We start from the raw sequence: 25,877 nt of genomic DNA on the forward strand, positions 1-25,877 counted from the left end.
ATGAAGATCCGCGGCACCGGACCATGCGGCTGCCCGGCTCACACTTCGTGGGGCGGGCGGTATTGACAGGGGTCGTCCGGCCCGCCGCGGTGGTTCAGGAACTGCCGTCCGTGCCGGGGCTGTCGGCGGCGGACTCGGCTCCGGCGGCGGCGAAGGGCCCCTCCGTGCCGAACACCGCCGCCGCGAAGCGCTCGCCCATGCGGAGGTGGGTGGCCGCGTCGGGGTGCAGGGCGTCGGGCAGCGGCAGTTCGGCGAAGTCGCTCTCGCCGTAGAGTTCGCGGCCGTCGAGGTGGTGCAGGTTCGGGTCCTGCTCCGCCCGCTCCCCGACGATGCGGGCCAGCTCCTCGCGGATGACGTTCAGGGTCAGCTTGCCGCTCGCGCGCTCCGCGGGGTCGCCCATGGCCTTGAAGCGCAGGCGCCCCTCGTCGAGGCCGCTGAAGTCCGGTGCGCAGGGGCCCGGGGTGTCCTCGTGGATGGGGCACAGGATGGGCGACACGACCAGGAGCGGCGCGGTGGGGTGGCCCTCGCGGAGGGTGTCGAGGAAGCCGTGCACGGCGGGACCGAAGGCGCGCAGGCGCATCAGGTCCGCGTTGACCACGTTGATGCCCAGCTTGACGCTGATCACGTCGGCGGGGGTGTCCCGCATGGCGCGAGCGGTGAAGGGGTCGAGCAGGGCGCCGCCGCCGAAGCCCAGGTTGACCAGGTCCACTCCGGCGAGCGCGGCGGCGCGTGCGGGCCAGGTGCCGGTGGGGGTCGCGGCGTCGGAGCCGTGGCTGATGGAGCTGCCGTGGTGCAGCCAGACCTTGCGCCCGCGGTCCGGCACGGGCTCGACGGGGGCGTCGGTGCGCAGGGCGACCAGTTCGGTGGTCTCGTTGTGGGGCAGCCAGATCTCGACGTCCTTGACGCGGTCGGGCAGCCCGGCGAAGCGTACGGTGACCGGCTCGCCGGGGGTGTGCTCCATGGTGCCGGCGCTCATGTCGACGGTGAGCGTGCTGCCGCCCGCCGCCACGGCCCGGCCGCTCGGCTCCCCGTCGACGAGCAGGTCGTACACGCCGTCCGGGCGGGGCGGGGCACCGACGTAGACGCGTTTGGTGGGCAGTGTGTCCAGTTCGACGACGGTGGCGCGGGTGCGCAGCGCGAGGCGGACGCCGGAGGGCTGGGACTCGGCCATGGCGAGCTGCGGGTCGGAGCACTGGGCGCGGGCCCGCGCGGGCAGCCGGTGCGGCAGCACGCCGTGCGCGGTGCGTTCGAGGTCGAGGGCGCCTCGCAGGAGGTCGCCGGTGAGAGGGGTGGTGTGCATGGTTCTCAACCTGTCGGTGGGACTTCGGGCTTCGGCTTCGGTACGAGGGGGCGGCGCAGCCCGGGACGGGTCGGCGGAGGCGGTCAGGTGGCCGTCGGCCAGTTGCGCAGCAGCGCGTCGAGCGCGTCGACGATGCGGGTCCAGGACTCCTGGGAGTCGGGGGCGCTGTGGCTGAAGCCGCCCGCGGACTCCAGGCTGACGTAGCCGTGGAAGACGCTGCCGAGGAGGCGGACCGCGTGTGTCTCCTCGGGCTCCGCGAGGGCGTAGCCGCGCAGGAGGGCGCGGGACATCGCTGCGTGCCGGGGGCCCGCGCTCGCGGCCGCCGTCCCGGGGTCCAGGGGGAACCGGGCCGCGGTGTACCGGCCGGGGTGCTCGCGGGCGTAGTCGCGGTAGACGTCGGCGAACGCGGCGAGCGCGTCCTTGCCGGCCCGGCCCGCGATGGCGGCGGCGCACCGGTCGGCGAGTTCCTCCAGGGCGAGCAGGGCGATCCGTGTCCTGAGGTCGTGGGAGTTCCGCACGTGCGAGTACAGGCTCGCGGCCTTCACGTCGAAGTGCCTGGCGATCGCCGAGACGGTCACCTGGTCGAAGCCGACCTCGTCGGCGAGGTCCGCCCCGGCCCGCGCCAGCCGCTCGGCGGTCAGTCCTGCGCGCGCCATGTCCGTCTCCGTTCCTCCCTCGCCCCACCTTCCCCTGAAGCGATTATGCATTTGCCTAATACATTTAGGCAAATGGCATTAGAGCGATGGCACACGAAAGAGGGGCCCTCCGAGGAGGGCCCCTCTTTCGGCGCGCGCCCTGCGGCTCAGACCGCCACGGCGGGGTACGTCGGGTACTCGACACCCGAGACGTGCTGGACGACGCGGATGACCTGGCAGGAGTAGCCGAACTCGTTGTCGTACCAGAGGTAGAGGATCGCGTTGTCGCCGTCGACCTTGGTGGCGCCCGCGTCCACGATCGACGCGTGCCGGGAGCCGACGAAGTCCATGGAGACGGCGTCCGGCGCGGTGGTGAAGTCGATCTGGCGCTTCAGGGGCGAGTTCAGCGAGACGTCGCGGAGGTGGTCGAGGACCTCCTCGCGGGTGGTCTCGCGGCCCAGGCGCAGGCTCAGGATGGCGATCGACACGTCCGGGACGGGCACGCGGATCGAGCTGCCGGTGATGGGGGCCTTGAGGTCCGGCAGGGCCTTGGCGACGGCGGAGGCGGCACCGGTCTCGGTGATCACCATGTTGAGCGGGGCCGAGCGGCCGCGGCGGTCGGCCTTGTGGTAGTTGTCCAGGAGGTTCTGGTCGTTGGTGAACGAGTGGACCGTCTCCACGTGCCCGCGCAGCACGCCGTACTCGTCGTCCATGGCCTTCAGCGGCGGCACGATGGCGTTGGTGGTGCAGGAGGCGCAGGACAGGATCTGCTCGTCCGGCTTGATCGTGTCGTGGTTGACGCCGTGCACGATGTTCGGGACGTCGCCCTTGCCCGGCGCGGTCAGGACGACCTTGTCGATGCCGGGGCGCAGGTGGAGGGAGAGGCCCTCGCGGTCGCGCCACTTGCCGGTGTTGTCGATGAGGATGGCGTCCTTGATGCCGTACGCCGTGTAGTCGACCTCGGACGGGTCGTTCGCGTAGATCACCTTGATGGCGTTGCCGTTGGCGACGATGGTGTCGGTCGCCTCGTCCACGGTGATCGTGCCCTGGAACTGGCCGTGGATGGAGTCGCGCCGCAGCAGCGAGGCACGCTTGACCAGATCCTGCTCGCCGCCCCCGCGGACGACGATGGCGCGCAGCCGCAGACCGTTGCCGGAACCGGCCTTCTCGATCAGGAGGCGGGCGACGAGGCGCCCGATGCGGCCGAAGCCGTACAGGACGACGTCGCGGCCCGCGCCGCGCTCGATCTTGTTGGCGCCGGTGGCGCCCGCGACGGCCTCCGCGGTGAACTCGGCCACCGACAGGCCGCGGTCGTCGGCCCGGTAGGTGGCGGCGAGCATGCCGATGTCGATCTGGGAGGGGCCGAGGTCGAGGGCGGTGAGCGCCTGGAGGAAGGGCAGCGTCTCGGTGACCGAGAGCTCCGCGCCCGCGATCTGCCGGGCGAAGCGGTGGGTCTTGAGGATGCTGACCACCGACTTGTTCACCAGGGAGCGGCTGTGCAGCAGGACGGTCACGTCCCGCTCGCGGTGCAGCTTCCCGATGATCGGGATCATCGACTCCGCGATCTCCTCGCGGTTCTTCCAGTTGGTGAACGAGTCGTCATTGACAGTCACAGGAGTATCTTTCGAGCTAGGCGGCGCTCATATGCTAACCCCACCGCTCTCCGGCCCTTCAGGGGGTGCCCTCGCGGGCCTTCCAGGGGTGCCTTTCCGAGGGGTGCCGTGGATCCTGCGTGCGGCTGCCTCCGGCCGGGTACGCGGCAGGCCCCCGCGTTGCGCCCCGGCGCACCCGGGGCCAAGGTCGTAGTCAGGCTCACAAGGAGGCCAGAGGCATGCCCATCGCAACGGTGAACCCGGCGACCGGCGAGACCGAGCGGACCTTCGAACCGCTCGGTTCCCAGGAGATCGAGGAGTGCCTCGCCCGCGCCGGGGCGACCTTCGAGCACTTCCGCACCACCCCCTTCGCCGAGCGCGCGGCCCTGCTGCGCCGCGCGGCCGACCTCCTCGACGAGGACACCGACGACATCGCGCGGACCATCACCACGGAGATGGGCAAACCCCTGGCGGCGGCCCGCGCGGAGGCCGGGAAGTGCGCGAAGACCATGCGCTGGTACGCGGAGCACGCCGAGGGGCTGCTCGCGGACGAGCACCCTGACCAAGGCGACGTGCGCGACTCCGGCGGGGCCCGCGCCTTCGTGCGGTACCGCCCGCTCGGGGTGGTCCTCGCCGTGATGCCGTGGAACTTCCCGCTCTGGCAGGTGGTGCGGTTCGCCGCGCCCGCCCTGATGGCGGGGAACGTCGGCCTGCTCAAGCACGCGTCGAACGTGCCGCAGACCGCCCTGTACCTGGCGGACCTGTTCCGGCGCGCGGGCTACGACGAGGGCTGCTTCCAGACGCTGCTCGTCGGCTCCGGCGCCATCGAGGACATCCTGCGGGACCCGCGGGTCGCCGCCGCCACGCTCACCGGCAGCGAGGGCGCGGGCCGCTCGGTCGCCGCGATCGCGGGTGACGAGATCAAGAAGACCGTCCTGGAGCTGGGCGGCAGCGACCCGTACCTGGTGCTCCCCTCGGCCGACGTGGACGCCGCCGCCCGCACCGCCGTCACGGCGCGGGTGCAGAACGCGGGCCAGTCGTGCATCGCCGCCAAGCGGTTCATCGTGCACACGCAGGTGTACGACGCGTTCCTGGAGCGGTTCGCCGCGGGCATGCGGGAGCTGACCGTCGGCGATCCGAAGGACGAGGGCACGGACGTGGGCCCGCTCTCCAGCGAGCAGGGCCGCGACGACCTGGAGGAACTGGTCGACGACGCCGTGCGCCACGGCGCCACCGCCGTCTGCGGCGGGCAGCGGCCGAAAGGCCTGGAGCGCGGCTTCTACTACGAGCCGACCGTCCTGACCGGCATCACCCCCGGGATGCGCATCCACCGTGAGGAGACCTTCGGCCCGGTCGCCACCGTCTACCGCGTCGCGGATCTGGACGAGGCCCTCGCCGTGGCCAACGACACCTCGTTCGGCCTCAGCTCCAACGTGTGGACGCGCGACGAGGCCGAGCAGGACCGGTGCGTACGCGATCTGCAGGCGGGCGGCGTGTACTTCAACGGCATGACCGCCTCGCACCCGGCGTTCCCCTTCGGTGGCGTCAAGCGCTCCGGCTACGGCCGTGAGCTGTCCGGCCACGGCATCAAGGAGTTCTGCAACACCACCACGGTGTGGCACGGGGCGTGAGCGTCCCACGGGACGGGAGGCGGTGACCCGGATGGAGCCCGTCGAGGCGCTGAACCGCATCGCCTTCCTGCTGGAGCGCGCCCAGGCGCCGACCTACCGGGTACGGGCCTTCCGCACCGCCGCGGCCACTGTCGGCGCGCTCTCCCCCGGGGAGCTCGCCGAGCGGGTGCGCACCGGCTCCCTGGGGAAGCTCAAGGGTGTCGGCCCCAAGACGGGCCAGGTGGTGCGCGAGGCCCTCGGCGGTGAGGTGCCGGGCTACCTCGCCCACTTGGAGGAGGAGTCCGGCAAGCCGCTGGTGTCCGGCGGCGAGCGGTTGCGGTCCCTGCTGCGGGGCGACTGCCATCTGCACTCGGACTGGTCCGACGGCGGCAGTCCCATCGAGGAGATGGGACGGGCGGCCGCCGGCATCGGCCACGAGTGGGCGGTGCTCACCGACCACTCGCCGCGCCTGACGATCGCCCGCGGGCTCTCCCCCGACCGGCTGCGCGAACAGCTGCGGGTGGTGGCCGCACTCAACGAGACCTGGGCGCCGTTCCGGCTCCTCACCGGCATCGAGTGCGACATCCTCCTGGACGGCGAACTCGACCAGGAGCCCGAACTCCTGGCGCGCCTCGACGTCGTGGTCGTCTCCGTCCACTCCAAGCTGCGCATGGACGCGCCCGAGATGACCCGCCGCATGATCAAGGCCGTGCGCAATCCGCACGCCGACGTCCTCGGCCACTGCACCGGCCGTCTCCTCACCGGCCGGGGCCGCCCCGAGTCCGCCTTCGACGCCGACGCGGTCTTCGCCGCCTGCGCCGAGTCCGGTACCGCCGTGGAGATCAACAGCCGCCCCGAGCGCAAGGACCCGCCGCGCCGGCTGCTGCGCCGGGCCGTCGAAGCGGGCACCCTGTTCGCCGTCGACACCGACGCCCACGCGCCCGGCCAGCTCGACTGGCAGGCCGTCGGCTGCGCCCGCGCCGAGGAGTGCGGAGTGCCGCCCGAACGCGTGGTCACCACCTGGAGCGCCGAGGAGCTGCTCGCCTGGACCGGCCGGTGACACGCGAAGGGGGAGGCACCCGCCGGATGTGTGCCGGCGGGTGCCTCCCCGGTCGGTGCGCGCAACCGCCTGTCAGCCGGTGAGCAGAGGCAGCTTGGACGTGCCGATCAGGTCGGGGATCGGCAGGAACTCCGGGGGGTTGTCCGGGTCCGTGCGCAGCGTCGGATAGCGGTCGAGAAGGATGTTGACCGCTACCCGGGCCTCCAGGCGGGCCAGCGGGGCACCCAGGCAGAAGTGGATGCCACGGCCGAACCCGAGGTGGGGATTGGTCGTACGGTCGGGGTCGAACACGTGCGGCTGCTCGAAGACCCGCTCGTCGCGGTTGGCCGCGCCGAGCCACAGCGTGAGCAACTGCCCCTGCGAGACCCGCACCCCGGCGAGTTCGGTGTCCGCGGTGGCGAGGCGGTAGGAGCCCGCGATGGGGCTGAGGAACCGCAGCGTCTCCTCGGTCACCCCCGGGGCGCGCGCCGGGTCCTTGCGCAGCCGCTCCATCTCCTGCGGGTGGGCGTCAAGGCACAGCAGCATGTTGCCGAGCAGGGCCGTGGTGGTGCCGTGTCCGACGACGAGGAGTTCGTTGGCGAAGTCCACCACCGCGTCGTCGCTGAGCCGGGCGCCGTCGACCTCCGCGTGGACGAGTTCCGACAGGAGGTCCGCGCGCGGCTTCCTCCTGCGGTCGGCGGCGTGCTCGTGCAGGTACGCGAGCATCTCGGGAACCCGGCGCAGCGCGGCCGCGGTGTCGGCGTCCTCGGACTGCTCCCCCGTGCTGTCGTCGGCGGCCATGACGCCCGCCGCGGCGAGCATCTGGTCCACCCACTTCTTGAACAGGCCCCGGTCGCTGTGGGGGATGCCGAGCAGCTCCGCGATGACGATCACCGGCAGCGGGTACGTCAGGTCGTCGACCATCTCGAAGCCGCCGGCCTCCTTGGCATCCGCCGCGCCCAGGAGCTCATGGGTGATCTCTACGATCCGGGGTTCGAGCCCGGCCACCATCCGCGGGGTGAACGCCCGGCTGATGATCTTGCGCAGTTTGGTGTGGTGCGGCGGGTCGGACTGGAGCAGGCTGCCGCTGTTGAACTCCCCGGCGTCCTCGGTGTCGCCGAGGAACTGCGGGGCGATGTTGTTCGAGTAGTTCCGCGGGTCGCCGTACACCTCGACGGTCTCGGCGTGGCCGTACACGTGCACCATGCCGTTCTCGTCGATCTTGACGGGATGTTCCGCCTGCTCGTCCCACATCCAGAAATAGCCGGGATCGAGTCCCCAGCGGTCACCGAGTCCGTTCGTCAATTCCTTCTCGCCTCTCCGTGCTTGTGGGGGGGGTGTGGTGCGGGCCTGTCTCAGGCGTGCGCCTTCTCGCGCAGGCTCTTCGGACGGAGGTCGGTCCAGTTCTTCTCGATGTGGTCCAGGCACTTCTTGCGGCTGTCGGCGCCGAAGGCGATCCGCCAGCCGTCCGGGACGTCGGCGTAGGAGGGCCACAGCGAGTGCTGGTCCTCGTCGTTCACCAGCACGTAGAACGTGCCGCTGGTGTCGTCGAACGGGTTGCTGCTCATGCGGGGCTCCCTGTGCTCACGGATGTTCGGAGACGTTCACAGATGACGATTGATGATCTTGCAGATTTCGGCCGCGGGCTCCGGTGAGTTCAACCCGAAGTGGGTGGCCTCGATGTCGAATTCCGTTATCCCGCCCTGGATGTAGGGCTCCCACTGGCTCACGTACGACTCGTCGGGATTCAGGGTCGCGTTGAAGAAGAGCACGTCTCCGCGGTACTGCGGGGCCGGGTAGTCCCGCATCATCGTGACGTGGTCGACCATGAGCGCGGCGCCGTTCTCGGCGAGGGCCTCCCGGTCGGCCGTGGCGTCGCCGCCCGGGTCCGGCAGATAGTCCAGGAGGAACTCCCGGGCCTCGGAGAGCTGGAGGTCGTTCTCCCCGCTGTTCCGCGCGAACCAGACACTCGGTACGGAGTCCAGGAGGGCCAGCAGGTCCACCTGGTGCCCGCGCCGCTGGAGTTCCGCGGCGACGGCGTGCCCGAGGGTGCCGCCGATGGAGTGGCCGACGAGGCGGAAGGGGCCCTCGGGCTGCACGCCGAGGATCTGCTCCGTGTAGTCGGTCACCATCTCCTCGACGGACGTGGGCCGCGGTGAGCCGTCGAAGCCGCGCGCCTGGACGGCGTACACGGGCCGGTCCCCGAGCTGCACGGCGAATCCCAGGTAGGACCAGCACAGGCCGATGCCGGGGTGGATGAACCACACGGTGCCCTCGGAGCCGCCGGTCTTCAGGGGCAGCACCACCCCGTAGGGGTCGGTGTACCCGGAGGCGGTCTCGTCCCCGGACATCAGATACTCCATCAGCCCGGCGACGGTCGGGGCCTGGAAGACGACCCGCATCGGCACGTCCAGCATCAGGACCGTGCGGATCCGGCTCACCAGACGTGTCGCCCGCAGGGAGTGGCCACCCAGGTCGAAGAAGTTGTCGTCGATCCCGACCTTCTCCACCCCGAGCACGTCCGCGAACAGACCCGCCAGAACCTCTTCCTGCGGCGAACGCGGCGCCCGGTAGGCCGCCGAACCCGTCAACTCCGGCGCCGGGAGCGCCCGCTGGTCCAGCTTCCCGTTCGGCGACAGCGGCAGCCGGTCCAGGACCACGAACGCCGCAGGCACCATGAACTCCGGCAACTTCGCCGCCACGAACTCCCGCAGCTCACCCACGGTCACATCCACCGCGTCCGGCGCCGGCACCGCGTACGCGACCAGCTGCTTGCTGCCCGCGCTGGTCCGCGCGACCACCGCGGCCTGCGCCACCTTCGGGTGCGCGGCCACCGCCGCCTCGACCTCACCCGGCTCGATACGGAACCCGCGGATCTTCACCTGCGAGTCCGCACGCCCGACGTACTCCAGCTCACCGTCCTCGTCCCAGCGCGCCAGGTCACCCGTGCGGTACATACGCGCCCCGGCCCCGCCGAACGGATCGGCCACGAAACGCTCCGCGGTCAGCGCCGGGCGGTTGTGATAGCCACGACCCACGCCCGCTCCGGCCATGTACAGCTCACCCACCGCACCCGGCGCCGTCGGCGTCAGACCCGGGCCCAGGATGTACGCCCGCAGGTTCCCCAGCGGACCACCGATCGGCACACCCGAGACGTACTCACGTCCGGCATCCAGACCATGAGCCGTCACATAGAACGTCTCACTCGGACCGTAACCGTTGACGATGCGTGCCTCGGGCCAGTTCGCCCGGACCCGCTCCACCAAGGCCGGAGTGAGCGCCTCACCGGCGAAGACGAGGGACTTCGGCCGGACCCGGTCACCGAGCTGATCCACCAGCTCCGCGAAGGCCGACGGCACCGAACTGATCACGTCCACGTCCCAGGCATCCCGCTCCGCCAGAGCCAGGACGTCGCGGACGAGCTCCACGGTGCCGCCCGTGGTGAGCGTCGAGAACAGCTCGAACGCCGCCACGTCGAAGCCGATCGACGTACTGGCCAGCATCCTCCAGCCCGGCGCGACACCCACCTGCCTGACCAGGCCGTCCAGGGCGTTGACCAGGTTGGCGTGGGTGATGCCGACACCCTTGGGCAGGCCCGTCGAACCCGAGGTGTACACCTGGTAGACGAGGTGGCCCTGGTGCAGGGCACGGGTGCGCTCGCTGTCGGCCAGGTCGGTGCCGGGGTACCCGGAGACGTCCACCCGGTCGACGTGCAGCAGCTCGGTGCCCGAGCTGTGCCGCTCGGGGAGCACCCCGGCCGCCGTCGTGTCGGTGACGATCAGGCGGGGCGCGGCGGTGGCCAGGATGTGCTCCAGGCGTGCGCTCGGGTAGTTCGGGTCGATCGGCACATAGGCGGCACCGGACTTGATCACGGCGAGGAGGGCGACCACGAGGTCGGGGGTGCGCGGCAGGACCACGGCCACGGTGTCGTCGGGGCCGATGCCGCGGCCCGCGAAGTCCCGGGCGAGCCGGTTGGCGCGCTCGTTCACCTGCCCGTAGGTCAGCCGCTGTGCGCCGCAGACCACCGCGAGTGCCTCCGGCTGCTGCGCTGCCTGCTCCTCGACGAGCTGGGTGAGGGTCCGCTCGGGCAGTTCCCGCGCCGTGTCGTTGAACCGGTTGACGACGAGGTCGCGCTCGTCCTCGTCCAGGACGTCGAGAGCGGCGAGCGGCGTGTGCGGGTCGTCGGCGAGCCGGTCGAGGATCCGGCCGAGCCGGGCCGCGATCCGCTGTGCCTCCGCCTCCGTGAACAGGTCGTCCCGGTACTGGAGCCCCAGGCGCAGGTGCGGGTCGGCGCTGGCTCCCAGCGTCAGCGGGTAGTGGGTGCCCGACTGCGGACGGATGCCGGTGACGGTGATCCCGGCGACGCTGTGGGCCTCGTCGAGCCCGGCCCGGTCGACCGGGTAGGACTCGAAGACCACCAGGGTGTCGAACAGGGTGCCGAGGCCGGTGCTCTCCTGGATCTCCGCGAGCGCGAAGTGGTGGTGGTCGAGGAGCGCGCCCTGCCGTTCCTGCACCTCGACGAGCAGGTCGCCCAGGGTGCGGCGGGGCGTGGGCCGTACCCGTACCGGCAGGCTGTTGATGAACAGGCCCACCATCTCGTCGACGCCCGGCACCTGCGGCGGGCGGCCCGACACCGTGGCACCGAACACCACGTCCTGGCGGCCGGTCAGATGGCTGAGCAGCACCCCCCAGACGCCCTGGACCAGGGTGTTGAGGGTGATGCCGAGCTCGGCCGCGCGCCGGGTGAGGCGACGGGCGGTGTCGCCGCCGAGTTCGACATCGGCGCCCCCGAGCTCGCCACCGGCCGACTGTGCCGCGTGCGGGGCGACGAGGGTCGGCTCGTCCACGCCCGCCAGTTCGGCCGCCCAGGCACGGGCGGCCTCCTCCCGGTCCTGGCGGTCCAGCCAGGTGAGGAAGTCCCGGTAGCCGCGCACCCGCTCCAGCTGTCCCGCGTCCCCGTGGGAGCCGTACAGCAGGATCAGGTCCTGCATCAGGAGCGGCAGCGACCAGCCGTCGTACAGCGCGTGGTGGGCGGTGAACACCAGCTCGTGGCGTTCGGTGTCCATGCGGATCAGGGACATGCGCAGCATCGGCGGTGCGGCCGGGTCGAAGTGCGCGGCGTGGTCGGCGGCGAGGAACTCCTCCAGGGCGGCCTCCCGCTCGGCCTCCGGCAGCCGGCTGAGGTCGGTCTCCCGCCACGGCAGTTCGGCCCGTTCGAGGACGAGCTGGACCTCCTGGCCCGCGGCGCTGGTCACGAACGCGGTGCGCAGGTTCTCGTGCCGGTCCAGGAGCGCCTGTCCGGCCGCCCGCATCCGCCGCGGGTCGACGGCGCCCGCGAGGTGGAAGGCGAGCTGCATCTGGTAGGCGTCGAAGCCGGTGCCGGTCATCCTGCTCTGGAACAGCAGTCCTGACTGCATGGCGGTCAGCGGCCACACGTCCACCACGCCGGGGTACTGCTTCTCCCAGCCCTCGATGTCGCGCTGCCCGACCGTCACCAGAGGTACGTCCGACGGTGTCAGGCCGCCCGCGCCCGGCTCGGCGGCGTGCCGGGCGAGGCCTTCGAGTGCGGTGCACCACAGGTCGGCGAGCTCCTGCGCCTCCGCCGCGGCGAGCAGCCCGCCGGGGAAGCCGATGCGGGCGGTGAGGCGCGGCCCTTCGGCGGTGTCGGTGACGTACGCGGTGACCTCCACCGTCGCCAGGGCCGGCATGTCGGCGTCCGGCTCGGCGAAGAGACCGTCGGCGCCCGCGGCCACGGTCCAGCCGAGGCCCCGCAGGTCCTCCGGCATGTCGTCGGCGGCGAAGCGGCCCAGGTAGTTGAAGGAGATCTGCCCGGTGTCGTGGGCCGCGAGGACCTCCGCCGTACGAGGGTTGAGGTGGCGGAGCATGCCGTAGCCGATGCCCTTGTCGGGGATCGCGTGGAGCTGTTCCTTGACGGCCTTGACCACGCCGCCCGCTGCGGCGCCACCGGCGAGTGCCTGGTCGACGTCGAAGCCGCCGACGTCGAGGCGCACGGGGAACATGCTGGTGAACCAGCCCATGGTCCGCGACAGGTCGGCGCCGGGCGCGGCGTGCTCCTCGCGGCCGTGGCCCTCCAGCTTGATCAGCGTCGAGGACGCCTCGCCCGCCGCGACGCCCCGGGATCCGCGCCACTTGGTCACGGCGAGGGCGAGCCCGGCCAGCAGGCCGTCGTTGACTCCGCCGTGGAACGCGGCGGGCAGCGTCGTCAGGAGCGTCTCGGTGGCGGTCGCGGGCAGGTCGACGCGTACGGTCTCCACGGTGGACCGCACATCCACCGCCGGGTCGAACGCCCGGTGGCCGATACGCGGGTCGGGGCCCTCCACCACGCGCCGCCACAGGGGGAGTTCGGCCTCCCGCTCCGGGGTGCACGCTGCCTCGGCGAGGGCGTGCGACCAGCGGCGCACGGAGGTGCCGACGGCGGCGAGCTCGGGGGTGCGGCCCTCCCGTACCTGGTCCCAGGCCTGGGCGAGGTCCGGGAGCAGGATGCGCCAGGAGACGCCGTCGACGGCGAGGTGGTGCAGGACGACGATCAGGCGGCCGGGGGCGGCGTCGCCGGTGGTCGCGGCACGGGTTCCGTCCGCGCTGCCGGTCACGTCCTCGGCACCGGTCACGTCCTCGGCGCCGGTCACGTCCTGGGCACTGGCAGTGCGCTCGGCACCGGTCGCGTCCTCGACACCGGCCGTGCGCTCGGCGGCGTCCGTCGTGTCGAACCAGACGAACTGGGCCATCACTCCGGCCTTCGGGGCCAGGCGGCCGGTGGCGGCGTGCAGTTCGGCGGCGGCCAGCTCCTGCCAGGCGGGGGTGTCCCAGCGGCCGTCGCACTCCACCCGGCGCACGAGCGCCGCCACGTCGACCGTGCCGGGTGCGGTGACCTCCAGGGCGCCGTCGCCCTCGGTGCGCAGTTCGGCGCGCAGCACGTCGTGGTGGTCGACGACGGTGCGGAGGGTGGCGAGGAGGCCGGGCTCGTCGATGCCCGGGGGCAGGTCGAGCACGGTGGACATCGCGAACCGGTCGTGCCCGCCGCCCAGTTCGGTGATGTGCCGGGCGATGGGCAGCAGCGGCATGGTGCCGGTGCCGCCGCCCTCCAGTTCCTCCAGGGCGGTGCCGTGTCCGGCGCCGTCCTGGGCGGCCTCGGCGAGGTCGGCGACCGTGCGGTGCTCGAAGATCTGCCGCGGGGTCACCTCGACGCCCTGGGCGCGGGCGCGGGAGACCACCTGGATGGAGCGGATGGAGTCGCCGCCGACGGCGAAGAAGTCGTCGTCGACACCGACCCGGTCCAGGCCGAGGACCTCGGCGTAAACACCGGCGAGCACCCGCTCGGCCGGGGTGCGCGGGGCACGGTAGGCGCCGCCGGTGAACTCCGGCTCGGGCAGCGCGGCGCGGTCCAGCTTTCCGTTGGGTGCGAGCGGCAGCCGGTCCAGGAGCACGAAGACGGCGGGCACCATGAACTCGGGCAGCCGGTCGCCGGCGAACCTGCGCAGCTCCTTGGCGGAGACCCCGGCCGTCAGGTCCACGCTGTCGTCCGCTTCGGCCTCGGCGGCACCGACCGGCACCACATAGCCGACGAGCTGGGTGCTGCCCCCCACCTGACGGGTGGTCACCACGGCCTGGGCGACGTTGCGGTGCTGCGTCAGGGCGGCCTCGATCTCCCCGGGCTCGATACGGAAACCGCGCACCTTGACCTGCGCGTCGTCGCGGCCCGCGTACTCCAGGCGGCCCTCGGACGTCCACCGCGCCAGGTCGCCCGTGCGGTACATCCGGGCGCCGGGCGGGCCGTAGGGGTCGGCCACGAAGCGTTCGGCGGTCAGCGCGGTCCGCCCGAAGTAGCCGCGCGCGACGTTGCCCGCCACATAGAGCTCCCCCACGACACCGACGGGTACGGGAACGAGCCCGGGGCCGAGGACGTAGGTGCGCATGTTGCCGAGCGGCGAACCGATCGGCGCGCTCGCCGTGCCCGTCCACGACTCGTCGGCGGTGAAGGTCGTCGCGTAGAACGACTCGGTCTGACCGTACGCGTTGACCACCCGGACACCCGGGATCGCCTCCCGCACCCGCTCGACCAGAGCGGCCGGCAACGCCTCACCGGCGAACACCACCGCCTCGGCCTCGATCTTCCCGCCGACCTGGTCCAGCAGCTCCGCGAACACCGACGGCACCGTACTGATGACACCGCCGCTCCAGCCGCCCCGCTCCCCGATCACCAGCACGTCACGGACCACTTCGAGGGTGCCGCCCACCGCGAGCGTCGTCACCGTCTCGAAGACGGAGACGTCGAAGTTCACCGACGTGCCCGCGAGCATCCGCGTCCCCGCGCCCACGCCCACCGCGTCGACGAGGCGCAGCGCTCCGTTCACCACGTTGTGGTGGGTGATCGCGACACCCTTGGGGGTGCCGGTGGAGCCGGAGGTGTACATCACGTACGCGATGTGGTCGGGGCGCGGGCCGTCCGGGACGGCGTGGTCCGCGGTGCCGGTGAGGTCGACGTCGTCGATGAACAGGTGCGGGACGCCGCTGTCGGGCAGGACGCCGACGGTGTCGGCGTCGGTGAGGACGAGCTGCGGCGCGGCGTCGTCGAGGATGAAGTCGAGGCGCGTGCTCGGGTACTTGGGGTCGATCGGCAGGTAGGCGGCGCCCGCCTTCAGGATGCCCAGCATGCCCACGACCAGGTCGGCGGAGCGCGGCAGGGCCAGGCCCACGACCGATTCCGTGCCGACTCCCCGACCGGCGAGTTCGGCGGCGAGGCACGTGGCCCTGGCCTCCAGGTCCGCGTACGTGAGGTGCTGGTCGCCGTGGACCACGGCGACGGCGTCGGGGGTGGCCGCGGCCTGCCGGGCGACGAGGCCGGGGACGGTCAGGGCGGGCGTCTCGGCAGTGGTGTCGTTGAGGCCGTGCAGCACCAGTTCCCGCTCGGCGGGTTCGACGAGTTCGACGGAGCCGATGCGCCGGGTGGGATCCGCCGCGAGCCCGTCGAGCAGCCGCACGAACCGGTCGGCGATCTTGCGGGCGGTGGCAGCGTCGAACAGGTCCGTGGCGAACTCCAGCGAGCCCATGACTCCGAGCCCTGGCAGGTCGCCCATGTTGAAGAACAGGTCGAACTTCGCGGTCTCGCCCCGCAGCCGCTCGAACTCCACCTGTACGCCGGGGAGTTCGAAGTCCTCACGGCTGAAGTTCTGCCAGGCGAACATCACCTGGAACAGCGGCGAGTAGGCGGTGGAGCGGTCCGGGTTGAGTTCCTCCACCAGGCGCTCGAAGGGCACGTCCTGGTTGTCGTACGCGGCCAGGGACTTGGTGCGCACTTGGTCGAGGACGTCGGTGAAGGCCGGGTTGCCCGCGAGGCGGGCGCGCAGCACCCAGGTGTTGACGAAGAAGCCGACCATGTCGGTGAGGTTCTCGTCGGTGCGGTTGGCGATCGGGGAGCCGATGGTGATGTCGTCCCCGCCGCCGAGGCCGTGCAGGAGCACGGCGAGCGCGGCCTCCAGGACGATCGACACGGTGGCGCCGCGCTCACGGGCCAGCTCCTCGACGGCCGCCGCGGTGCCGGGGGCGACCGCGAACTCGACGGCCTCGCCGCGGTGGCCGGCCTGCGGCGGGCGCGGCCGGTCCGTGGGCAGCCGCAGCGGCTGCGGCACCCCCGCCAGCTCCTCGCGCCAGTAGCCGAACTGCGCGGACAGCAGGCTCTCGGGGTCGTCCTCGTCGCCGAGCAGGTCGCGCTGCCACAGCGTGTAGTCCACGTACTGGGCGGGCAGCTCCGCCCAGCGCGGCGCCTGCCCCGCCAGGCGCGCGGTGTAGGCGGTCGCCAGGTCACGGGCCATGGGGGTCATCGACGAGCCGTCGCTCGCGATGTGATGGGTCATCAGGATCAGAACGTGGTCCTGTGCGGCCGCCCGCAGCAGGACCGCCTTCACGGGGATGTGCCCGGCCAGGTCGAAGCGGTGGGCCGCGAACTCCGCGATCGCGTCCGCCACGTCGGCGGGGGCGACATCGACGACGGGCACGTCGATCCTGGCCTCGGCGGCGGGCAGCACCCGCTGGTGCGGCACGCCGCCGTCGTCCTCCGCGAACACGGTGCGCAGGCTCTCGTGCCGGGTGACCACGTCCTGCACCGCGGCGGCGAGCGCGTCGGTGTCCACCTCGCCGGTCAGGCGCAGCGGGAAGGGCGCGTTGTACGTCGAGGACGGCCCCTCGAACTTGTCGATGAACCACAGGCGGCGCTGGGCGAAGGACAGCGGCACCAGGTCCGGGCGGGGCTCGACCCGGGTCAGCGGCGGCCGCACCCGGTCCCCGCGGCCGAGGTGGCCGACGAGGTCCACGACGCTGGGCGCGGCGAACACGACCCGGATGGGCAGTTCGACGCCGAGGACGGCACGGATGCGGCTGACGAGCCGGGTGGCGAGCAGGGAGTGGCCGCCGAGGGTGAAGAAGTCGTCGTCGATGCCGACCCGGTCCAGGCCGAGGACCTCGGCGAACAGACCGCACAGGAGCTCTTCCTGCGGGGTGCGCGGCGCCCGGCCGGTGGCCACCGCGGCGAAGTCGGGTGCGGGCAGCGCCCTGTGGTCCAGCTTGCCGTTGGCGGTCAGCGGCACCTCGGCGATGGCCACGACCGACGCGGGGACGAGGTGCGCGGGCAGCCGCTCCTGGAGCCAGCCGCGCAGGTCGCCGACGAGGGTGCCGATGCGGCCCGCCGCCGCCGGGTCGCTGGCGAGCGTCCGGTCCGCACGGTGCGAGGGCACGAAGCCCCCGGTGAGCGGCCCCTCGGGCACCGGGCCGCCGATGAAGACGAGCGCGTCGAAGCACTCGGTGGCCTGCGCCGACCAGGTCAGGAGCAGGCCGTGGCCGTGCTCGTCCGCCCAGTCCCGCAGGTCCTGCGGGTCCACCGGAGGGCCCGAGACCGCGGGCGCGTCCATCACCCCGGCCTCGACGGCCATGGCGACCTCACCCGTGAGGCGTGCGTTGGGTACGCGCGCCACGCGCAGGACGGGCCCGCCCTCCGTGCTGCGGCAGAGCTGGGCCAGGCCGCGCAGGTCACCGGCCTGACGGCCCCAGTGGACGACGGGGACGCCGCTCAGGTCGACGACGTCGGCGGGTGCCTTGTGCAGGACGATCTCGTAGCGGTGCCGGGTGAGTTCGTTGTGCGCGGCGCCCGGCTTGAGGCGGATGTCCGCGCCGGCCGCGCCGTGCCGCTCGGCCCAGCGCGTGAACCACTCCGGGTCGAGGACCAGTTCCTGCTCCATCAGCATGGAGCGGGCGATGGCGGCGCGCGCCACCGAGGGCGGCGCCTCGGGGTGGTGGGCGCGCTGCACTCCGGTACGGAACAGCGGCAGGGTGGCGGCGTTGCGCACGTCGCCCACCACGATCCGCCCGCCGGGGGCGAGCAGGTCGAAGGCCTGGGCGAGCACCTGGTCGAGGTAGTCGGCGTCGGGGAAGTACTGGATGACCGAGTTGAGGACGACCGTGTCGAAGTGGCCCTGCGGGAGCCCGGTGACGTCGTCGGCCAGCTGGTGGCGCAGGGTGACCTTGCCGGCGTGTCCGGCCTGCTCGACCTCGGCGGTGAGGCGCTGGACGACCTGCGAGGACAGGTCCGTGGCCCAGTACTCCGCCACGTCGGCGAGGAGGTGCGCCATCAGCAGGCCCGATCCCACGCCGAGTTCGAGGACGCGGCGGGGGCCCTGGCGGGTGATCTGTCCGACGGCGGCGTCACGCCAGTCCCGCATCTCGTGCAGGGCGATGGGGCGGCCGGAGTAGCTGGAGTCCCAGCCGGTGAAGTCCTCGCCCCAGACGGTGTCGGCGGCGGAGTACACCTGGTCGTAGATCTGCTCCCACTCGTCGACCTGCTGCTCGGCCTCCTGGCTGTGGTCGGTGCCGTCGAGGAGCGGCACCACGTAACCGGCGAGGCGCCGCTCACCGGCGGTGTCCTCGCTGACGGTCACCACGGCCTGGGCGACGCCGGGGTGGCCGACGAGGGCGGCCTCGACCTCGCCGGGCTCGATGCGGAAGCCCCGCACCTTGACCTGTGTGTCGGCGCGGCCCTGGAAGACCAGGCGGCCCTCCGGCGTCCACGCCACGACGTCACCGGTGCGGTACATGCGCTCGCCGGTCCCGCCGAAGGGGCAGGCGACGAAGCGTTCGGCGGTCAGGGCGTGCCGGTTCAGATAGCCGCGGGCGAGCCGCTCCCCGGCTACGTACAGCTCGCCGGGCACCCCGGGGAGCACCGGCCGCAGCGCCGAGTCGAGTACGTACACACGGGTGTTGTCCAGGGGGCGGCCGATGGGCACGACGGGGCCGATGTCGTCGGTGGTGTCCATGGGGTGCACGGAGGCGGCCATCGTGGCCTCGGTCGGGCCGTAGGCGTCCACGACCCTGATACCGGGGCAGGCGGCCATGACCCTGGACACGGCGGCCGGCGGCACCACGTCGCCGCCGGACCACACCTCGCGGACGCCGGTGAAGGCCTCGGGCATCTCGTCGGCGACGACCTTGAAGAGGCCCGCGGCGACGAGGAGCGCGGTCACCCGCTGCTCGGCGATCACGTGGGCGAGCGCGGTCGCGTCGAGGCGTCCGGGCGGGGCGACGACGACGGTGCCGCCGTTCAGGAGCGGCACCCACAGTTCGTAGGTGGAGGCGTCGAAGGCCTGCGCGGAGTGCATCAGGACGCGCTCGTGCCGGTCGCCCTCGTAGGCGCGGTCCGCCGCGAGACCGACCACGCCGCGGTGCGTGACGCCGACGCCCTTCGGGGTGCCGGTCGAGCCGGACGTGTACATCACGTACGCGAGCTGGTCCTCGTGGCCGCGGGCCGCCTCGGGCGGCGGACCCGCCGGGGCGGCGGCGAGCTCCCGCTCGACGGCGGGGTCGTCGAGCACCACGTACGGGCAGCCGCCGCGCGGCAGTCCGGCCGCGATCGCGGTGTCGGTGAGGACGAGGGCGGGGTCGGCGTCGCGCAGCATGAAGGCGAGGCGCTCGGCGGGGTACTCGGGGTCGACGGGCAGATAGGTGCCGCCCGCCTTGAGGACGGCGACGACGGCGACGACCTGCGCCGCGGAGCGCGGCAGGGCGAGGCCGACCACCGAGTCCTGGCCCACGCCCCGCGCGGTGAGGAGCCGGGCGAGCCGGTTCGCCCGCTCGTCGACCTCCCGGTACGTCAGGGACCGCGTGCCGTCCTGGATCGCGGTGGCGTCCGGTGTGCGGGCGGCCTGCGCCTGGAACGTCACGGGCACGGTACGGCCCGCCGCGGGGACGGCGGTGTCGTTCCACTCGACGAGGACACGGGTGCGCTCGCCCTGGTCGAGGAGGCCGAGGGCCGCCACCGGGGTGTCCGGGTCGGTCACCAGGAGGTCGAGCACGCGGCCGAGGCGAGCGGCGATGTCGGCGACCCGCTCCCGTGCGAAGAGGTGGTGCTGGTACTGGAGGGCCACCTTGAGGTGCGGCTCGGCGAAGGCCATGACGACCAGCGAGTAGTGCGCGCCGCTCGACGGGCTGACGCCGGTGAGTTCGATGCCCGATGCCGTGTTGGCCTCGGTGAGGGCGACGGCGTCCATGGGGAAGGACTCGAAGCCGACGATGCTGTCGAACAGGACGTGCAGGCCCATGGCCTGGTGGATCTGGAGAAGACCGTGGTGGTGGTGGTCCATGAGGCGGCTCTGCCGCTCCTGGAGGTCGCCGAGCACGCCGCGCAGGGTGGCGGACGGCGTGCAGTCGACGCGCACGGGCAGGGTGTTGATGAACAGGCCGACCATGTCGTCGACGCCCGTCACCTGCGGGGGGCGGCCGGACACGGTGGCGCCGAACACGACGTCCTGGCGGCCGGTGAGACCGGCGAGCACGACTGCCCAGGCGCCCTGGATCAGGGTGTTCTGGGTGACGCCGAGCTCGGCCGCCCTGCGGGCGAGTTCGCGGGCGGCCGTCGGGGACAGCTCCACGTCGACCTGGCCGATGGCCTCGGCCTCCGCTTCGACGCGGCCGGTGGACAGCAGGGTGGGCGCCTCGATGCCGGCGAGTTCCCCGGCCCAGGCGCGGGCCGCGTCGGCGCGGTCGCGCCGGGACAGCCAGGCGAGGAAGTCGCGGTAGCTGCGGGCCCGCGGCAGCTCGGAGGCGTCGCCCGCGGAGCCGTACAGGCGCAGCAGGTCCTGGAGGACGATGGGCACCGACCAGCCGTCGAAGAGGACGTGGTGGGCGGTGAGGACCAGGTCCCACTTGTCGTCGGCCAGCTTGACGAGGGACATCCGCACCAGCGGTGCGGCGCTCAGGTCGAAGTGGGTGGCGTGTTCCGTGGCCAGGTGCTGCTTGAGGCGGGCGTCGCGCTCCGCTTCGGGCAGGTCGCTGAAGTCGTACTCCTGCCAGGGCAGGGCGACGTGCTCGGCGACGACCTGGACGCGTTCGCCCGCGGTGTCGAGGACGAACCCGGCCCGCAGGTTGGGGTAGCGGTCCAGGAGCGCCTGGCCCGCGGCGCGCATCCGCCGCGGGTCGACCTCGCCCGCGAGGTGGAGGGCGAGTTGCATCTGGTAGGCGTCGAAGTCGGCGCCGGCCAGTTCGGCGTGGAACAGCAGGCCGTCCTGCATGGCGGTCAGCGGCCAGACGTCGACGAGGCCCGGGTACGTCTCCTCCCACCGTTCGAGTTCGGCCTGGTCGGTGCTGACCAGCGGCACGTCGGACGGGGTCAGGCCGCCCGCGCCGGGCTCGGCGGCGTGCCGGGCGAGGCCTTCGAGGGCGGTGCGCCACAGCGCGGCGAGCTCCTCGACGTCGGCGGCGGCGAGCAGCCCGGCGGGGAAGTCGAGGCGGGCGTCGAGGCGGGGGCCCGCCGCGGTGTCGGTGACGTAGGCGCTCACGGCCAGGGTCGCGAGGGCGGGCATGGCCGGGTCCGGGGCGGCCATGAGTTCCGTGGTGCCCTCGACCTGGGTGAAGCCGAGGCCGCGGAGGTTCTCCGGCATGTTGGCCGCGCCCGCGTAGCGGCCCAGGTAGTTGAAGGAGATCTGGCCGGACGCGTGCCGGGCGAGGATCTCCGCGGTCTCCGGGTTGAGGTGGCGCAGGAGGCCGTAGCCGATGCCCTTGTCGGGGACGGCGAGGAGCTGTTCCTTGACGGCCTTGACGGCCCGGCCCGCGGCCGCGCCGCCCGCGAGCGCCTCGCCGAGGTCGGCTCCCGCCACGTCGAGGCGGACGGGGAACATGCTGGTGAACCAGCCGACGGTGCGGGACAGGTCGGCGCCGGGCGCCGCCGCCTCCTCACGGCCGTGGCCTTCGAGGCGCAGCAGCAGCGAGGATGCCTCGCTGTCGGCGACGCCGCGCTGCTTGCGCCACTTGGCGACGGCGAGCGCGAGGGCGGCGAGCAGGCCGTCGTTGACGCTGCCGCGGTAGGCGGCGGGCAGGGTCGTCAGGAGCGACTCGGTGGCGGCGACGGGCAGGTCCATGTGGACGGACTCGACGGTGGACATCACGTCCACGGCGGGGTCGAACGGGCGCCGGCCGAGGTCCGGGTCGGGCCCGGAGACGACGGAGCGCCACAGCGCGAGTTCCGCCGTCCGCGTCCCGGACGCGGCCTCCTCGACCAGGGCGTGTGCCCAGCGCCGCGCGGAGGTGGCGACCTCGGCGAGTTCCGGCGCGCGGCCGTCGCGGACCTGCCGCCAGGCGTCGGCGAGGTCGGGCAGCAGGATGCGCCAGGACACGCCGTCGACGGCGAAGTGGTGCAGGACCAGCAGGAGCCGTCCGGTGGTCGCGGTGCCCGCATCGAACCACACGAACTGCGCCATGACCCCGGCCTCGGCGTCGAGCCGGTCCGCGGCGGCCGCCACCTCCGCGGCGGCGCGCCGGTGCCAGTGCTCGTCCCAGGGTTCCGTCCAGGTCACGCGGTGGATGAGGGAGGCGATGTCGACGGTGCCGGGGGCGCCGACTTCGAGGCCGCTGCCGTTGCCGTTGCTGTTGCTGTTGCTGTTGCTGTTGGCGTTGGCGTTGGCACCACCGGTACCGGCCGGGCCGCCTGTTCCGCCCGTGAGCACCAGCCTGGAGCGGAGCATGTCGTGCCGGTCGACGACGGCTGACAGGACGGCGTTCAGGCCCGCCTCGTGGATGCCCGCGGGCAGGTCGACGGTCATCGACATGGTGAACCGGTCGTGGTCGCCGCCCAGTTCGGCCAGGTAGTGGCCGATGGGCAGCAGCGGCACGAACCCGACGCCGCCGCCCTCCAGCTCCTCCAGGACCGGCCCGGCCGCGACGCCCTTCTCCGCCTCCTCCGCCAGGTCGACGACGGTGCGGTGCTCGAAGATCTGCCGCGGGGTCACCTCCACACCCTGCGCGCGGGCCCGCGAGACGACCTGGATGGAGCGGATCGAGTCACCGCCGACGGCGAAGAAGTCGTCGTCGATACCGACCCGGTCCAGACCCAGGACCTCGGCGTACACCCCGGCGAGGACCTCCTCCACCGGAGTGCGCGGGGCGCGATAGGTCGTGGCGGTGTACTCCGGCTCGGGCAGGGCCTTGCGGTCCAGCTTGCCGTTCAGGGCGAGCGGCAGCCGGTCCAGCATCACGAACAGGGAGGGCACCATGAACTCCGGCAGCCTGCCGGACACGAACTTCCGCAGCTCGCGCGACGACACGGTGGCCCTGAGGTCGATCTCCAGATCGCCGAGGCTCTCCACCGAGCCGAGGCCCGACTCCTCGGCTCCCTGCGGTACGACGTAGCCGACGAGCTGGGTGGAGCCGCGGCCCTGGTGGGTGACCACGACGGCCTGCGCCACACCCGGGTGCGCGGTCAGCGCCGCCTCGATCTCGCCGGGCTCGATACGGAAGCCGCGCACCTTGACCTGCGCGTCGTCACGGCCCACGTACTCCAGGCAGCCTGCGCGCGTCCAGCGGGCGAGGTCGCCCGTGCGGTACATGCGGGAGCCCGGCGGGCCGTAGGGGTCGGCCACGAAGCGTTCGGCGGTCAGCGCGGTCCGCCCGAAGTAGCCGCGCGCGACGTTGCCCGCCACATAGAGCTCCCCCACGACACCGACGGGTACAGGAACGAGCCCGGGGCCGAGGACGTAGGTGCGCATGTTGCCGAGCGGCGAACCGATCGGCGCGCTCGCCGTGCCCGTCCACGACTCGTCGGCGGTGAAGGTCGTCGCGTAGAACGACTCGGTCTGACCGTACGCGTTGACCACCCGGACACCCGGGATCGCCTCCCGCACCCGCTCGACCAGAGCGGCCGGCAACGCCTCACCGGCGAACACCACCGCCTCGGCCTCGATCTTTCCGCCGACCTGGTCGAGAAGCTCGGCGAACACCGACGGCACCGTACTGATGACGCCGCCGCTCCAGCCGCCCCGCTCCCCGATCACCAGCACGTCACGGACCACTTCGAGGATCCCGCCGACGGAGAGGCAGGTGATGGTCTCGAAGACGGAGACGTCGAAGTTCACCGAAGTACCGGCCAGGACACGCGTCCCGGCACCGATGCCCACGGAGTCGGCAAGACGCAGCACACCGTTGACCACGTCACGATGGGTGACGGTTACGCCCTTGGGCAGACCGGTGGAACCGGAGGTGTACATCACGTACGCGGCGTTCGCAGGCCGCACCACGGCCCGCTGGACGTCAGGTCCCGGAGCGTCGAAGTCGACGTCCTCCACATACAGGTGCGGCACGTCGGATGCGGGCAGGACACCCGCGGTCGCGGCGCTGGTGAGGATCACGTGCGGGGCCGCGTCGGACAGGATGTGGTTCAGGCGCGTGCTGGGGTACTTGGGGTCGATCGGCAGGTAGGCGGCGCCCGCCTTCAGGATGCCCAGCATGCCCACGACCAGGTCGGCGGAGCGCGGCAGGGCCAGGCCCACGATCGTCTCGGGGCCCGCGCCACGGGCGACCAGCTCACGGGCGAGGCGCTCGGCCCGCGCGTCCAGCTCGGCGTACGTCAGCTCCAGATCACCGAAGAGGACAGCGGTGGCGTCCGGCACCGCGGCGACCTGCCGCTCCAACAGACCCGGGACCGTCAGCTCGGGCGTCTCCGCCACGGTGTCGTTGAAGCCGCGGAGCACCAGCTCGCGCTCGTCGGCCGCGAGGACGTCGGTGAGGGCCACCGGCCGGTCCGGGGCGTTCGCGAGCTGGTCGAGGACGCGGAGGTGGCGCGCCGCGACGGCTTCCGCCGTGGACCGGTCGAACAGGTCCGTGGCGTACTCCAGGACGATCGCAAGACCGCCGGTTTCAGGGTCCGCGAAGTAGTTGAACTCCAGGTCGAACTTGGCGGTCGGCGTGGAGAGGGCCTCCAGGCGCACCTGGAGCCCCGGCAGTGCGAAGTCGTGCCACAGGCCCGACTCCTCCCACGTGAACATCGTCTGGAACAGCGGGTGGTAGGCGGTGGAGCGCTCCGGGTTGAGCGCTTCCACCAGGCGCTCGAAGGGCGCGTCCTGGTTGTCGTACGCGGCCAGGGACTTGGTGCGCACCTGGGAGAGGATCTCCAGGAACGACGGGGCTCCCGACAGGTCGGTGCGCAGTACCCAGGTGTTGACGAAGAAGCCGACGAGTTCGGCGAGGTCGTCGTCGGTGCGGCCCGCGATGGTGGAGCCGATCGCGATGTCCTCGCCCGCCCCGAGGTGCTGCAACGTCACCACGAGCGCCGCCTGGAAGGCCATCGGCAGCGTCACGTCGGCGGCGCGCGCGACCTCCTCCACGCGGGACAGGAGACCCGGTTCCACGGCGAAGCGCAGCCCGCCGCCGCGGTGGCTCGCCACCGGCGGTCGCGGCCGGTCCGTGGAGAGGCGCAGCGGCTGCGGGACCCCGGCCAACTCGTCGTGCCAGTAGCCGAGCTGCTCGGAGAGGAGGCTCTCGGGGTCGTTCTCGTCGCCGAGCATCTCGCGCTGCCACAGCGTGTAGTCGGCGTACTGGACGGGCAGCTCGGGCAGTTCGGGCTCCGCGCCCTCGCTGCGCGCGGTGTAGCAGGCGAGGAGGTCGCGGGCGAGCGGGCCCACCGACTCGCCGTCGGCGGCGATGTGGTGGATCAGCAGGAGGAGGTGGTGCTCCTGTGCGCCGGTGCGGAAGAGCGTCGCGCGCAGCGGCAGGTCCTCGGTGAGGATCAGCGGGCGGTGGGCGACCTGCTCCGCGGCGGCCCGCAGGTCCTCTGCCGCCACCTCCACCAGCGGCACGTCCAGACGCAGGTCTTCGGGAGCGACGGCTTCCTGGCCGGGCACGCCGTCGGGGGTCTCGACGATCAGGGTGCGCAGGCTCTCGTGCCTGACCACCACGTCGTGAACGGCCGCCGTGAGTGCGTCCGTGTCCAGCGCGCCGGTGAACCTGACCATGAACGGGACGTTGTAGGTCGCCGAAGGCCCCTCGAAGCGGTCGATGAACCACAGGCGACGCTGCGCGTAGGACAACGGGATCATTTACTTGCCACTCCTGTTCGGCTGGCCCGGACGAGGACAAGTCCGGGCTGGGCGATTGCTTGGGCCGACGCGGCCTCGTTCCCTGCATTCACAACAAACTCACAAGAATCTGCGGACCGTGCATTCGATTTCCGCCCGCTCAATTCGCGCTCTCGCCACGAATCTTCTTACTGCGTTCTCTTCACCGGATTCCGCACCCGCTGACGGAGATGTCCGGAGGCGGAGCAAGGATCGGGTGAACCCGGGCCACTCCCGAACAGCACGGACAGCACGGACAACACAGGCAGCGCCGACGAGCCGCTGGTCAGGCACCGCACATCGTGAAGAAACCGCTGAT

General features: G+C 72.4%; 8 protein-coding genes. 2 read left to right on the plus strand and 6 right to left on the minus strand.

What is annotated here, in order from left to right:
- Nucleotides 1–94: 94 nt before the first annotated feature.
- The 3 genes from GPA10_RS09015 to GPA10_RS09025 form a co-directional block, all read right to left on the minus strand.
- Entirely contained in the window at nucleotides 95–1,300 is a 1,206-nt protein-coding gene (locus GPA10_RS09015; RefSeq protein WP_157165034.1) for a GDSL-type esterase/lipase family protein, read from the minus strand.
- 83 nt (nucleotides 1,301–1,383) lie between these two features.
- A complete protein-coding gene (locus GPA10_RS09020) occupies nucleotides 1,384–1,956 on the minus strand; it encodes a TetR/AcrR family transcriptional regulator (protein WP_157165035.1) in 573 nt (190 codons plus the stop codon).
- Nucleotides 1,957–2,102: 146 nt separating this feature from the next.
- The gene (locus GPA10_RS09025; protein WP_058849825.1) at nucleotides 2,103–3,548 is read right to left on the minus strand and encodes a glyceraldehyde-3-phosphate dehydrogenase; all 1,446 of its coding nucleotides are present in this window, start codon (nucleotides 3,546–3,548) and stop codon (nucleotides 2,103–2,105) included.
- Between the two features lie 218 nt (nucleotides 3,549–3,766).
- Between GPA10_RS09025 and GPA10_RS09030 the strand changes: the two genes are divergently transcribed.
- Entirely contained in the window at nucleotides 3,767–5,158 is a 1,392-nt protein-coding gene (locus tag GPA10_RS09030; protein ID WP_058849824.1) for an NADP-dependent succinic semialdehyde dehydrogenase, read from the plus strand.
- A 31-nt stretch (nucleotides 5,159–5,189) separates the two neighbouring features.
- Entirely contained in the window at nucleotides 5,190–6,197 is a 1,008-nt protein-coding gene (locus GPA10_RS09035) for a PHP domain-containing protein (RefSeq protein ID WP_157165220.1), read from the plus strand.
- A 72-nt stretch (nucleotides 6,198–6,269) separates the two neighbouring features.
- On the opposite strand, the gene GPA10_RS09040 is transcribed toward GPA10_RS09035, so the two are convergent.
- From GPA10_RS09040 to GPA10_RS09050, 3 genes are read right to left on the minus strand one after another with little or no spacing between them, the layout of a single operon-like run.
- Complete coding sequence (locus tag GPA10_RS09040) at nucleotides 6,270–7,481, minus strand: cytochrome P450 (RefSeq protein WP_246258957.1); 1,212 nt, start codon at nucleotides 7,479–7,481, stop codon at nucleotides 6,270–6,272.
- 50 nt (nucleotides 7,482–7,531) lie between these two features.
- Complete coding sequence (locus tag GPA10_RS09045; RefSeq protein ID WP_058849822.1) at nucleotides 7,532–7,744, minus strand: MbtH family protein; 213 nt, start codon at nucleotides 7,742–7,744, stop codon at nucleotides 7,532–7,534.
- A gap of 36 nt (nucleotides 7,745–7,780) precedes the next feature.
- Nucleotides 7,781–25,540 (minus strand): non-ribosomal peptide synthetase, encoded by a 17,760-nt coding sequence (locus GPA10_RS09050; protein WP_157165036.1) that lies wholly within the window; start codon nucleotides 25,538–25,540, stop codon nucleotides 7,781–7,783.
- Between the last annotated feature and the right edge of the window lie 337 nt (nucleotides 25,541–25,877).

Source organism: Streptomyces typhae (assembly GCF_009755605.1).
Taxonomy (GTDB): Bacteria; Actinomycetota; Actinomycetes; order Streptomycetales; family Streptomycetaceae; genus Streptomyces; species Streptomyces typhae.